The sequence below is a fragment of the Sporosarcina sp. P13 genome (genome assembly GCF_002743055.1).
Classification (GTDB): domain Bacteria; phylum Bacillota; class Bacilli; order Bacillales_A; family Planococcaceae; genus Sporosarcina.
The window spans coordinates 1-13,594 of the sequence record NZ_PDYM01000005.1 but is presented as its reverse complement, the minus strand read 5'-3'; the positions used below and the strand labels follow the sequence as shown (position 1 = coordinate 13,594).

At 41.6% G+C, this 13,594-nt stretch carries 10 protein-coding genes, 1 rRNA gene and 1 riboswitch; all 11 genes read left to right on the top strand.

The window, feature by feature from the left end:
- The first annotated feature begins 16 nt into the window (after positions 1 to 16).
- Positions 17 to 736, top strand: coding sequence for a (Fe-S)-binding protein (locus tag CSV79_RS04120; RefSeq protein ID WP_099687768.1), 720 nt, complete (start codon positions 17 to 19; stop codon positions 734 to 736).
- A 17-nt stretch (positions 737 to 753) separates the two neighbouring features.
- Complete coding sequence (locus CSV79_RS04115; RefSeq protein WP_099687767.1) at positions 754 to 2,175, top strand: LutB/LldF family L-lactate oxidation iron-sulfur protein; 1,422 nt, start codon at positions 754 to 756, stop codon at positions 2,173 to 2,175.
- Between the two features lie 2 nt (positions 2,176 to 2,177).
- A complete protein-coding gene (locus tag CSV79_RS04110) occupies positions 2,178 to 2,894 on the top strand; it encodes a LutC/YkgG family protein (protein ID WP_099687766.1) in 717 nt (238 codons plus the stop codon).
- 180 nt (positions 2,895 to 3,074) lie between these two features.
- On the top strand, positions 3,075 to 4,541 hold the full coding sequence (locus CSV79_RS04105) for a nicotinate phosphoribosyltransferase (protein WP_099687765.1): 1,467 nt from the start codon (positions 3,075 to 3,077) through the stop codon (positions 4,539 to 4,541).
- A gap of 16 nt (positions 4,542 to 4,557) precedes the next feature.
- Positions 4,558 to 5,382, top strand: coding sequence for an ammonia-dependent NAD(+) synthetase (gene nadE / locus CSV79_RS04100; RefSeq protein WP_099687892.1), 825 nt, complete (start codon positions 4,558 to 4,560; stop codon positions 5,380 to 5,382).
- A gap of 121 nt (positions 5,383 to 5,503) precedes the next feature.
- Complete coding sequence (locus CSV79_RS04095; RefSeq protein ID WP_099687764.1) at positions 5,504 to 6,451, top strand: AAA family ATPase; 948 nt, start codon at positions 5,504 to 5,506, stop codon at positions 6,449 to 6,451.
- A complete protein-coding gene (locus tag CSV79_RS04090; protein ID WP_099687763.1) occupies positions 6,448 to 7,617 on the top strand; it encodes a DUF58 domain-containing protein in 1,170 nt (389 codons plus the stop codon). The genes CSV79_RS04095 and CSV79_RS04090 overlap by 4 nt, the downstream gene beginning before the upstream one ends.
- On the top strand, positions 7,614 to 9,779 hold the full coding sequence (locus CSV79_RS04085) for a transglutaminase TgpA family protein (protein WP_099687762.1): 2,166 nt from the start codon (positions 7,614 to 7,616) through the stop codon (positions 9,777 to 9,779). The genes CSV79_RS04090 and CSV79_RS04085 overlap by 4 nt, the downstream gene beginning before the upstream one ends.
- A 242-nt stretch (positions 9,780 to 10,021) precedes the next feature.
- The gene (guaA, locus tag CSV79_RS04080; RefSeq protein ID WP_099687891.1) at positions 10,022 to 11,539 is read left to right on the top strand and encodes a glutamine-hydrolyzing GMP synthase; all 1,518 of its coding nucleotides are present in this window, start codon (positions 10,022 to 10,024) and stop codon (positions 11,537 to 11,539) included.
- Positions 11,539 to 11,640, top strand: a riboswitch (purine riboswitch). Its footprint overlaps the gene before it by 1 nt.
- A 79-nt stretch (positions 11,641 to 11,719) precedes the next feature.
- Positions 11,720 to 13,054, top strand: coding sequence for an NCS2 family permease (locus tag CSV79_RS04075; protein WP_099687761.1), 1,335 nt, complete (start codon positions 11,720 to 11,722; stop codon positions 13,052 to 13,054).
- A 432-nt stretch (positions 13,055 to 13,486) separates the two neighbouring features.
- Positions 13,487 to 13,594 (top strand): 16S ribosomal RNA (locus CSV79_RS04070); the annotation flags it as partial.

Sequence of the window (13,594 nt, the reverse complement as noted above, 5' to 3'; positions counted from 1 at the left end):
AAAGGGGTGAGTGAATATGAAAGTTAGTTTATTTATCACATGCTTAGTAGATATGTTTTATGCTGACGTGGGAAAAGACATGGTAGAAGTGTTAGAGCGACAAGGGTGTGAACTGTCGTTTCCTAAAGGGCAAGTATGTTGCGGCCAGCCGGCTTATAATAGCGGTTACGTAGAAAGTTCAAAGGCTGCGATGAAAAACATGATTAAGACATTCGAACACGCTGAATATATTGTCACACCATCAGGGTCTTGCGCAAGGATGTTCAAATTGTATCCAGAAGTATTCAATGATGATTTACAGTGGAGAGACAAAGCACAGAAACTTGCGGATAAAACGTATGAGTTCACGCAGTTTTTAGTAGATGTTTTAGAAGTTGAAAATGTTGGTGCGAAACTAACGGGAAAAGCAACCTATCATCCGTCGTGCCATATGACGAGATTACTAGGAGCGAAAGAACAACCAAAGAAATTACTTGCCCAAGTCGAAGGTTTAGAAATGATCCCATTACCGAACGGTCATAATTGCTGTGGATTCGGTGGGACATTTTCTGTCAAAATGGGCGATATTTCAGAACAGATGGTAGACGAGAAGGTAAACAGTGCGATGGAAACGGAAGTGGATTACTTAATCGGAGCGGATTGCGGATGTCTGATGAATATCGGTGGACGCGCAGAGCGAACAGGCAAGTCGATTCGCGTCATGCACATAGCGCAAGTACTGAATAGCCGCGAATAGAAATGAGGTGAATGTTTATGTCGATGAAATTTAGCACGAAAAACTTCAATGAGCGTACAAAGGACAATATTTCCGATGACTTTATGCGTAAAGCAGTGGCAAGTGCACAGGAGAGATTGCATAGTCGTCAGCTGGATGCTGCTGAAGAACTCGGAAGCTGGGAAGAGTGGCGCTCTCATGGTGAAGAAATCCGTCAGCATGTACTAGAAAATCTAGACTATTATTTATATCAACTAAGTGAGAACGTAGCGGAGCGTGGAGGTCATGTATTCTTTGCTAAAACAGCACAAGAAGCAAGCGCTTACGTTCGTGACGTCATAGTGAAAAAAGAAGGTAAGAAAGTTGTTAAATCAAAATCGATGGTGACAGAGGAAATTAATTTGAATGCGGTATTAGAAGAAGCTGGTTGCGAAGTCATCGAGACAGATTTAGGGGAGTATATTCTACAAGTAGATGATCACGATCCACCATCGCATATCGTGGCTCCGGCACTCCATAAAAACCGAGAACAAATTCGTGCTGTATTCACCGAAAAACTCGATTATAAGAACACGTCGAAACCAGAGGAATTGGCATTACATGCACGTGAAAAGCTGAGACAGGAATTTTTGGCGGCGGATATCGGGATCACTGGCTGTAACTTTGCCATCGCGGAAACAGGTTCGATTAGTCTCGTAACGAATGAAGGGAATGCGCGTCTAGTATCTGCTCTGCCGAAAACGCAGATTACGGTAATGGGCATGGAGCGTATCGTTCCTTCATTTGAGGAATTTGAAGTGTTAGTCAGTTTATTGACTCGCAGTGCGGTCGGACAGAAGTTGACTAGTTATGTCACGGCACTAACTGGTCCTAGAGATGCAGGGGACGCCGATGGACCGGAAGAATTTCATTTGGTGATAGTTGATAATGGTCGTTCAGAAATTCTAGGTACTGAATTCCAATCGGTGTTGCAATGTATTCGTTGTGCAGCATGCGTCAATGTTTGTCCAGTGTATCGTCATATCGGTGGTCACTCGTATGGCTCGATTTATTCAGGGCCGATCGGTGCGGTGCTATCGCCTTTGCTTGGTGGCTATGATGATTTCAAAGAATTACCTTTTGCCTCCACATTATGCGGAGCTTGTACAGATGCTTGCCCAGTGAAAATCCCACTTCATGAATTACTTCATCAGCATCGACGAGTCATCGTGGAAGAGGAAGGTCGTTCGCCTATTTCAGAAAAACTTGCCATGAAAGCATTTGGAATCGGAGCTTCATCTAATCCGCTATATTCGATGGGTGCGAAAGTGGCATCGACTGCAATGAAGCCATTAACGAAAAATAACCGAATTTCAAAAGGACCTGGTCCATTAAAAGATTGGACGGACTTGCGAGAATTTCCTGCAGTAGGTAACACGCGCTTCCGTGATTGGTTTTATGATCAGAAAGGGGGTAAATAAACATGGCAGGAACAATTCAAAACCGTGATAGTTTTCTAGGAGAAATTGCAACGCGGCTTGGTAGAGAGCCGAAAATGCAAGTGGAGAAACCGGTATGGAAGTATCAACCACAACGTGCGGTACTTACAGATGCTTCTGCAGATGAATTGCTTGAAGTACTTCGAAAACAATGCCAACAGATTCATACGGATTTAGTTGAGACAACACTTGCAAATTTGGCGAATGCGCTGAACGAAACAGTTAAGTTATATGGTGGCGGACCATTATCACTTTGGAAAGATCCACGCTTTGCAGAATTTGGCTTGTCTGATTTAATTGAGACAAAGTGGCCTTCTGAAGAGATGGAAGTGAACAGTTGGGACACGACACTTGGCGATAAGAATATCGTACGAGCCGAGCAAGCGAATGTCGGTATCACATTCAGTGATCTGACACTTGCAGAATCAGGTACTGTCGTGCTATTCAGTAGCGCAGACAAAGGACGCTCCGTCAGTTTGCTACCGACACATTATATAGCTATAATCCCGAAAAGTACCCTTGTTCCGAGAATTACACAAGCTGCCGATTTAATCCGTGAAAAACTCGACAACGGCGAATTGGTGCCTTCCTGCATCAACTTCATCACCGGCCCAAGCAACTCGGCTGATATCGAAATGAATTTAGTCGTAGGTGTACATGGTCCAGTTAAAGCAACTTATATTGTGGTGGGTGATTCCTAATATAAAGAAGGTACATGTGATTAGGTAAAATCGAACTCACTATCATCACTCCTTTATATATATGAAATGCTAATAATAAAAGTTTCATGTTTAATAGATGCAGAAGATGGTTACTTTGCGGAGAGAAAGGGGAAATAGTGTATAATGAAACCATTATTGTAGCGGAAGAAGGAGACGACTATGACTTCATTATATCAAGACGACAGCTTAGCGTTACACACAGACCTATACCAAATAAACATGGCAGAGTCTTACTGGGCAGATGGGGTACACGAGAGGAAAGCTGTATTCGAAGTGTATTTCAGAAAAATCCCATTTGGTAATGGCTATGCAGTTTTTGCAGGCCTGGAGCATGTATTAAAATACTTACAGGAGTTTTCATTCACTGAAAGCGATTTAGCTTATTTGCGTGAACAACTTGGATTCGCTGACGACTTCCTTGATTATTTGAAAGATGTCCGATTTACAGGAGACGTCTATTCAATGAAGGAAGGGGAGTTAGTATTTGCTGACGAACCGATTATTCGGATTGAATCGAATCTTATTGAAGCACAGTTAATTGAAACAGCTTTACTTAATATCGTGAATTACCAGACGTTGATCAGTACGAAAGCGAGCCGTATTAAACAAGTAGTGAAAGATGATATCGTCATGGAGTTCGGTAGTCGTCGTGCACATGAAATGGATGCGGCGATATGGGGCGCACGCGCAGCTATAATTGGTGGAGCGGAGTCAACGAGTAATGTTCGAGCAGGGAAGCGTTTCGGTTTAACTGTCTCAGGCACACATGCCCATTCATTCGTACAAGCATATAAAGACGAATATACAGCGTTCAAAGTATATGCACAGCGCCATAAAGACTGCGTATTCTTAGTGGATACGTATAACACATTGAAAATTGGAGTGCCTACTGCAATCAAAGTAGCTAAGGAACTTGGCGATAGCATTAACTTTATCGGTGTTCGACTTGATAGTGGAGATATTGCGTTCTTATCCAAAGAAACGCGCCGTATGCTCGATGAAGCGGGTTTCCCGGATGCTAAAATCGTCGTGTCCAATGATTTGGATGAATACACGATTTTGAACTTGAAAGCACAGGGGGCCCAAGTGGACATTTGGGGAATCGGTACGAAGCTAATAACAGCTTACGATCAACCAGCGCTTGGGGCGGTCTACAAAATTGTATCGATTGAAAATAGTGATGGTGAGATGGAAGATACGATCAAGATCTCGGCGAATGTAGAAAAAGTGACAACGCCTGGACGCAAAAAGCTGTATCGAATTATAGATTTGGAAAACGGTAAAGCAGAAGGTGACTATATTACGATGCATGATGAGGATCCGGCATCAGAAGAACGTATTAAAATGTTCCATCCAGTGCATACATTTATCTCAAAGTTTGTAACGAATTTCAAAGCGGTGAATCTCCACGAACAAGTGATTCGCGGTGGAGATGTTATTTATGAAAATCCATCCGTCTATGCTATTCGTGAATATGCCAACAGCAATCTAGATTTGTTGTGGGAGGAATATAAACGTTCCATGAATCCTGAAGAATATCCTGTCGATTTAAGTCAGAAGTGTTGGGACAACAAAAGACGTAATATAGAAGAAGTTCATGAAATGGTACGCAATTATACAAAATGACAAGGGAGTGGGAGCGTTGACATTGCAGCAAGAAATTATCCAAATGTTACGTGCGAAGCCGGAAATCGATGCGCAGCAAGAGATCCGAACTTCCATTGACTTTTTAAAAATGTATATGAAAAAGAACACATTTTTACAAGGAATGACACTGGGTATTTCGGGTGGACAGGATTCTACATTAGTCGGTAAGTTGGCGCAGATGGCAGTTGATGAATTGAATGAAGAAGCAGGGGAGGAAATCTATCGCTTCTATGCCATTCGTTTACCATATGGTGTGCAATTCGATGAAGATGACTGTCAGGATGCACTGCGCTTTATCCGTCCTTCGGTAGTATATACAGTAGATATCAAGGAAGCAGTCGATGCGAGTGAACGGGCGCTAAAACATGCGGGTATACATATTACCGATTTTGATAAAGGTAATGAAAAAGCACGCGAGCGTATGAAGGTCCAATTTTCGGTAGCAGCTGTTCATCACGCCGTCGTTCTCGGAACCGATCATGCGGCAGAAGCTATTACAGGTTTCTATACGAAATTTGGAGATGGTGCAGCGGATCTTATGCCAATTTATCGGCTGAATAAGCGCCAAGGAAAACAAATACTGAAGGCGCTAGAGTGCCCCCCACATCTGTACGAAAAAATCCCTACAGCCGATCTTGAAGGTAATAAACCTGCGATACCCGATGAAATTGCCCTAGGCGTAACGTATGATGAAATCGATGATTATCTAGAAGGCAAGCAAGTTTCTGATGAAGCAAGAAAGAAAATAGAAGGACATTATTTGCGTTCAACTCATAAACGACATTTGCCGATCACGGTGTTTGACGACTTTTGGAAATAATGGCTGCTGGTCTTTTATACAAAAGACCGGCAGTTTTTCTGTTTGTCGGAAGAATTGGTTTCGGGTATGATAATTACATATAGATGAACGGAGTAAATAAATAGAGAAGGGGGGGAACGCCGTGCATTCACAATGGATTGAAGAGGTATTGACGAATATAGAGAAAGTGATTGTCGGAAAACGCGAAATTGCGGAGTTAAGTATAACGGCATTACTCGCTGGGGGTCACGTCTTGCTTGAAGATGTGCCAGGTGTTGGAAAGACGATGCTAGTTAGAGCACTCGCAACAACGATAGGTGCACAATTTAAGCGTATACAATTTACGCCAGATTTATTGCCTTCAGATGTATCGGGCGTCTCTGTTTACAACCCACAAACGATGCAATTTGAATTTCGCCCCGGTCCTTTAATCGGTAATATTGTTTTAGCAGATGAGATCAATCGTACGTCACCCAAAACGCAATCCGCTTTATTAGAAGGTATGGAAGAATCCTCAATTACTGTAGATGGTACGACAATTCAGCTACCGAAACCATTTTTTGTTATGGCAACGCAAAACCCTATTGAATATGAAGGGACCTATCCGTTGCCTGAAGCGCAGTTAGATCGTTTTATTTTTAAATTGAAAATGGGCTATCCGACGAAACAACAAGAAATAGATATTTTAAAGCGTGCGGAACGACAGGTGCCCATCGAACAAATTCAATCAGTTTTGACAATAGATGAATTATTGGAGTTACAACAACAAGTTCAAGAAGTGGTCGTGGACGATACGATTGTTTCTTATATAGTAGATTGCGCTGAGGCGACACGCCAACATGAGTCAGTGTCATTAGGGGTTAGTCCTCGCGGTTCATTAGCGCTTATGAAAGCTTGCCAAGCCTATGCATTTATCCAAGAGCGCTCTTTCGTTTTACCGGATGATGTGCAGTATTTAGCGCCATACGCGTTTTCGCATCGATTGATTTTGCGTCCGCAAGCTAAGTATGAAGGTGCAAAACCTGAAGAAATCGTTCGTCAAATTTTACATCGATTAGAAGTGCCAATACGTAGGTCTTCTACTATATGAAGCGAATAAAATCAATCGGACGTACTGCAGGTGTCATTGGCATCGGGATCATTGCTTATGTCTTTTCGAAATTTCAAGGTGGGTTTGTTAGTTGGTTTATTTTCTATATGATCCTCCCTTTTATTACATATTCGATGTTGCTTAATTTGTATCCATTACGCGACTTCACCGTAAAACGTCAAATAGAATCCAGTCAATTAACGAGTGACGGACGAGTGACTGTTCGCTTGGTAGTGAAAAGGAAATGGCCGTTCCCACTACTGTACACGGTCATTACAGATTGTAGGCGATTCGCAGGGAAAGAACGTAAAGTTCAACAAATGGTGTTACTAGGATTTCGCAAAGAATATTCATTCACCTACACATTGACGAGTATTAAGCGTGGGGAATATATATTGCCAAGCATAGAAATTGAAGTAGTGGACTTTTTTAATTGGATTAAAAAACGTAGGGTGTTTGCGGTAGGGGATACATTTCTCGTATATCCGAAACTGACTGAGCTGGTCTATGAATCATCTTCTTTTGGAACGAGTGAAGGGAGGGAAATGTCAGCTTATATGCTAGTAAGAGAAGCGACTTTGCCTTCAAGTGTTAGAGAATATGCAACGGGTGACCGGTTATCCTGGATTCACTGGAAATCTTTTGCACGCACGAAAAAGTTAATGACTAAAGAATTTGATGATCAACAATCCGAACAGTTTATGGTGTTACTCGATTGTGCACCGTCAGAAACATTTGAGGCAGTAGTGGGATTTGCAGCATCCATTCTTGTGACTGCTCGGCAGCATCAAGCAAGTCTGACGTTATTGCTTTCTGATCAACGGCATCTTGATATTCGCTCAACCGATCAACTGGAACAAGCGTTAGTTCATCTGGCGAAAATTCAGCCAAAAGAAACATCTACCCTATCTTTGCCCATGAAGCATACCGATAAGGATGATCTATTGTTAGTGATTACCGGAAATCTTCGAATGGAATTCATAAATCAAGTGCTAGAAGGCTATCGTAGACCGTCCGCGATTATTTGTTTTGTAGCAGTCGATGGAAATTCGATTACAAAAGATTTGGAGTTAATAGTTGTGCAAGTTAGGAAACTAGGTATTAGCGTCCGGCTGATTAGCCAATCGAATATTTCATTGGTACTAAAAGAGGCGGTGACATCTTGAAGAAGAGCCGTTTGAATTGGAAAGCCTTATTATTCTTGTATGGATTAAGTGTCATCTTGCTTTGGGAATGGTTTATTCCCATCGTGGAACTGACAGATTTCGGATATGCGTCTTTGTTTTTTATTTATATCCTGCTGTTTTTTATCCTAGCGTTAGTTGATGTGAATTGGTGGATCAGTGCACCTTTACAAGTGCTTTATATTTTATGGGCAATTCATTATATCTACTTTGATCAACTACTATTATCTACAGATACGATTGCCATCATTTTAGCGGATGTGAAGCAAAATGTTCTGTACTTAGTTGAGGGGGAGCTATGGGAGTTATCTAATTCATTCCGTACGCTTCTACTATTTATATTAATTTGGATGATTGCTTATTTAATCCGGTATTGGATTGAAGTACGTAATAGTATGATGATGTTTTTTGCACTTACGGTCTTATTCGTTGCACTGCTTGATACGTTTAGTCCGTATGATGCCTCAGCTTCTATTGTTCGAATTATGATTGTCGGTCTGCTAGTCGTCGGTTATGTAACGCTTATCCATTTGACGGGGGAGGAACGGATATCAATTCGTCCGAAACGTTTACTTCTTTTATCACTTCCATTGCTCTTTTTCGTATCGATTGTCGGTTTGCTCGCTAAGAATGCACCTGTTCATCCGCCGGCTTGGCCTGATCCAGTGCCGTTTTTATTATCATTAGCTGGAGCTGATGGAAATGAACAAGGAGAAGGTGTTTCGAAAGCGGGATATGATCCCGATGATTCCCAACTCGGTGGTGCCTTTGTCCAAGATCATCAGTTAGTGTTTGAGGTGGCTGTAAAGAATCGTCAATATTGGCGAATCGAAACGAAGGATACGTATACTTCAAAAGGTTGGATCCAGAACAAAGAAGTAGCTACAGAGATTTTGCGGACCAATGAAAATTTATGGGATTCTGACGATGTTAAACCGTCCTACGCAAGACTTCAATTTAGTGAAAAGTTGCCCTTTCTCGTGACACCCTATGGTACCAAGAAAGTTCTATATCCTGAACCACTTTCGATTATGCATGAGATTGCAGCGAATCGCTTATATCTATTGATGGGTGTTCAAGAAGAATTGGAACAGTATGAAGTGGAATACGTACCACCAAAATATACGATGTCCGAATTACAAAAAACGGAGATGCTCGCTTTTGAGACGGTCACGGAAGATTTAACTAATTATACCCAACTGCCAGAAAACCTTCCGCGGCGTGTAGAAGAGTTGGCTTTATCAATTACGGAAACTGAAATGAGTGTCTATAATAAAGTTAAAGCGGTGGAGCAATACTTTAAGAAAAGTGGATTTATATATGAAACGCAAAATGTAGCAATTCCGGGTGAGGATCAAGATTATGTAGATCAATTTTTATTCGAGACGAAAAGGGGCTATTGTGATAATTTTTCTACGTCTATGGTGGTAATGCTTCGTTCGGCTGGAATACCTTCGCGTTGGGTAAAAGGTTTTGCACCAGGGGAATTATCATACAAAGCGTCAGGGAAAAGTGTCTATCGTGTAACGAATGACGAAGCGCACTCTTGGGTAGAAGCGTATATACCGGAAATAGGCTGGATGCCCTTTGAGCCAACGATTGGTTTTACGCATCCGACAGATATAAAGTTGGATACTGCGGAATTGGTCGAAAAAGAGCGAAGTGTAAAGCAACAAGATGCGTCACAAGTAGAAAAAGTACAGCCGACTCAGAAGAAAAATAAGTCATCCCAATTAGTTAAGAAGCTAAAAGAAAAAGTTCTTTGGTTCATTGGACAATGGTGGTTATATGTCATAGTGATTCTCTTGCTTGCTGGCGGGGTTGCATTTGCTTATCGACTTAGGGGAACGTGGCTTCCGAAATGGAATGTACGCAAACTTCGTAAACGTTCGGATGGTTGGCAGAAGTTTGAACAACAGTATAGCCAATTATTACGGCAACTGAATCGCGCGGGAATAAAGAAAGAAGCGGGAATGACACTATCGCATTATGCGAAAATGGTGGATGAAAAGTATGGTGGTGACCGTATGCGTATATTGACACAAGCTTATGAAAAGGGTGTATACGGAAAAGATGTTCAATCACAAGAATGGCATAAGTTAAATGAAGTTTGGGAAGATTTAATTATTAGCACTATTTGTTGATTTTTGTTTGAAATATGAGTAAAATAAATAGCGAATCAATGCTTGATATGGCCTCGACATATCTTGCACTAACGAACGTCAACCATCATTGTATAGAATGGTTTGTATACTGTGGTGGAAGGGGGCGCGTGGAAAGTTGACTTTCTAACGCGTCTTTTGTAGTTGAGGCGTGAATCGGCACTATTAAATTGGAAGAGGTGGATCAGTTGTCAAATGCTCCTTTGTTAGTCGAACAAGAAAAAATGGTGGTACTCGATTACGGTAGTACGTATAATCAGCTCTTCACGCGAACAATCCGTGAATTTGGTGTATACAGTGAATTACATGCGCATACTACGACTGTTGAAGAATTAAAAGCAATGAATCCAGTAGGTATCGTACTTTCTGGTGGAACGGCATCTTTTGAAGATGTTTCTGCATATGAGATTGATCCGGAAATATTCACGTTAGGCATTCCAGTTCTAGGTATTAGTTATGGAACGCAGTTAATCGTGAATCATCTAGGTGGTGCAATTGAAAAGACGGCAGACTGCGTTGCTCAAACAGAAGAGATTACAGTGGATACAACATCACCATTGTTTGCAGGTCAAACAGAGAAGCAAAATGTCTACGTTGCTCACAGTGTGAATGTTACGCAATTACCAGAAGGGTTTACAGCGACTGCAAAAGACTCTGCTGGCAATATTGCAGCAATTTCAAATGATGAACAACAAATCTATGCGATTCAATTTCATCCGGAAGTGCATCATTCAGAACATGGTAAGGAATTCTTACGCAATTTCGTTTTCGATATTTGTAAAGCAAAAGGCGATTGGACGATGGATCGTTTCATAGATATCGAAGTAGAGAAAATTCGTTCAACTGTCGGAGATCGTAAAGTTCTTTGTGCATTGAGTGGTGGAGTGGACTCTTCAGTAGTAGCTGCTTTGATTGACCGTGCAATTGGCGACCAGTTAACATGTATTTTTGTTGATCACGGCTTGCTTCGTAAAGGTGAAGTAGAAAGTGTCGTTAAGACATTCAGCGAACAGTTCAGCATGAATTTCATCAAAGTTGATGCGCGCGAACGTTTCTTGAATAAGCTTGCAGGCGTTACAGATCCAGAACAAAAACGTAAGATCATTGGTAATGAATTCATCTATGTGTTCGATGAAGAATCTGCTAAGTTAGACGGCATCAAATTTTTAGCACAAGGTACAATTTATGCAGACATCATTGAAAGTGGTACAGCTACATCTGCTACTATTAAATCACACCATAATGTCGGTGGTTTGCCAGAAGATATGGACTTCGAATTGATCGAGCCTCTTCGTGCGTTATTTAAAGACGAAGTTCGAGCAGTTGGTGCGGAACTTGGTTTACCTGAAGAAATCGTTAACCGTCAGCCATTCCCTGGTCCTGGCCTTGGTGTTCGTGTGCTTGGTGAAATTACAGTAGATAAGTTAGAAATCGTTCGTGATGCAGACTGGATTTTGCGTGATGAAATCGCAAAAGCAGGGTTAGATCGTGCGATTTGGCAATACTTTGCAGTTTTACCGAACATTCGCAGTGTAGGTGTCCGTAATGAACAGCGTTCGTATGATTACGCAATTGGAATCAGAGCAGTTCATTCGGTAGATGGTATGACAGCTGACTGGGCACGTATTCCGTGGGATGTACTGGAGAAGATCAGTACGCGTATTACTACAGAAGTCGATCAAGTCAACCGTGTCGTATATGATATTACGGCGAAACCACCTGGCACAATCGAGTGGGAATAAAATAATTAATTGAATATGATCGTATAACGCTAGGAATATGGCCTGGAAGTCTCTACCGAAGCACCGTAAATGTTTCGACTACGATCCGAAATAGAAGAGAATCTTCTATTGGATTGACTAGAGGCATGCGAATATCATTCGTATGCCTCTTTTTAGATAATGAGAGTAAGGAAGGTCAAGATGAAAAAGTATTTTGAGTTTGATAAGCTGGGTACCAATTACCGTCGCGAGATTATCGGTGGAATCACTACATTTTTGGCAATGGCTTATATTTTAGCGGTCAATCCAATTATGCTGTCTTTAGATGTTGTGCCAGATTTGCCTGATTCCATGAGAATGGATAAAGGAGCCGTTTTCGTTGCTACAGCACTTTCAGCAGCGGTCGGAACGTTATTTATGGGGTTAATAGCGAAGTATCCAATTGGTTTAGCGCCTGGTATGGGACTGAATGCGTTTTTTGCCTTTACAGTAGTGTTAACATACGGAATACCTTGGCAAATTGGTTTAACAGGTGTTCTATTTTCTGGATTGATTTTTATCGTTCTTTCATTAACTGGGTTGCGTGAAATGATTATTAATGCGATACCAGCACAGCTTAAATTCGCAGTTGGAGCTGGTATCGGCTTATTTATTACCTTCCTTGGATTGCAGAACGCGAAGATCATTGTAGGAGACGAGAATACTTTAGTAGGTCTAGGTGATTTAACTGCGGGCCCTACATTACTAACGATTTTCGGGTTAGTTGTGACGATCATTATGATGGTTCGTAAAATTAAAGGCGCCATTTTCTATGGAATGATTTTGACTACAGTTTTAGGTATGGCAGTCAGTCTAATAGAAGTGCCACATAAAGTAGTCGATAAAATTCCGTCCGTTGCTCCGACGTTTGGCGCGGCATTCGATGCAATCTTTAATGATCCCGCTTCATTAATGACAACTCAATTTCTTGTGATCGTTATTACTTTCCTGTTTGTTGACTTCTTCGATACGGCAGGCACGTTAGTGGCGGTTGCAACACAAGCGGGACTTATGAAAGAGGATCGTCTTCCACGTGCAGGTAAAGCATTACTAGCTGATTCATTGGCAACCGTAACGGGAGCTGCAATGGGAACATCGACGACGACATCTTATATTGAATCTACAGCCGGCGTTGCTGCAGGGGCGAAAACGGGATTTGCTTCCATAGTAACAGCAGTATTATTTTTATTGGCGTTATTTTTCTCGCCATTACTGCTAGTCATTACACCAGCCGTGACTGCCCCAGCTCTGATTATTGTAGGAGTATTGATGGTTTCTACATTAGGGAACATAGAATGGAACCGTTTTGAGATCGCTGTACCTGCATTCTTTACAGTTATCGCTATGCCGTTGACGTATAGTATCGCCACGGGAATCGCAATTGGTTTTATCTTTTATCCGATCACTATGTTAGTTAGCGGTAGAAGAAAAGAGATTCATCCAATCATGTACATGTTGTTTGTGATATTTATATTGTATTTCATTTATATTGAATAGACATAAAAAACCGCTCTCCGGCCAATAGGGGAGCGGTTTTTTCTTTGTTTGTATTCGTTTGATGAAGAAGGGGGGGAGAAATACAGTCTATATTTTTAAAAAAGATATTTAAAGTTGTTGACATTATTGAACCCCTTTGGTATATTTAATAAGCAGTCGAGACAAGCACTGCAATGAACCTTGAAAACTGAACAGCAAAACGTTAACGAAATAAATGTTTGTAAATCGACTCTGTCGGTGACATAAACAAAATGAGTATCTTAATTGATGCCAGCAAATGAAACTCGAGCTAATCGAATTTCTGTTCTACTGACTGGCGAGGTGTTGTGAAGTGCTAGGAGATGAGGAAGAGAAGGAAGGAGCGTACTCAGGTACGTGACTGACTAAACGACTGAAATCGACGACGCAATTCGCGGCATATCGACTGTCAGTCTTATGGAGAGTTTGATCCTGGCTCAGGACGAACGCTGGCGGCATGCCTAATACATGCAAGTCGAGCGAACAGTTAGAAGCTTGCTTCTAACTGTTAGCGGCGGACGG

Bases quoted from the DNA above. Each gene is read 5' to 3' on its own strand.
- CSV79_RS04120 (WP_099687768.1), top strand. From the start codon at position 17: ATGAAAGTTAGTTTATTTATCACATGCTTAGTAGATATGTTTTATGCT.
- CSV79_RS04115 (WP_099687767.1), top strand. From the start codon at position 754: ATGTCGATGAAATTTAGCACGAAAAACTTCAATGAGCGTACAAAGGAC.
- CSV79_RS04110 (WP_099687766.1), top strand. From the start codon at position 2,178: ATGGCAGGAACAATTCAAAACCGTGATAGTTTTCTAGGAGAAATTGCA.
- CSV79_RS04105 (WP_099687765.1), top strand. From the start codon at position 3,075: ATGACTTCATTATATCAAGACGACAGCTTAGCGTTACACACAGACCTA.
- CSV79_RS04090 (WP_099687763.1), top strand. From the start codon at position 6,448: ATGAAGCGAATAAAATCAATCGGACGTACTGCAGGTGTCATTGGCATC.
- guaA (WP_099687891.1), top strand. From the start codon at position 10,022: ATGGTGGTACTCGATTACGGTAGTACGTATAATCAGCTCTTCACGCGA.
- CSV79_RS04075 (WP_099687761.1), top strand. From the start codon at position 11,720: ATGAAAAAGTATTTTGAGTTTGATAAGCTGGGTACCAATTACCGTCGC.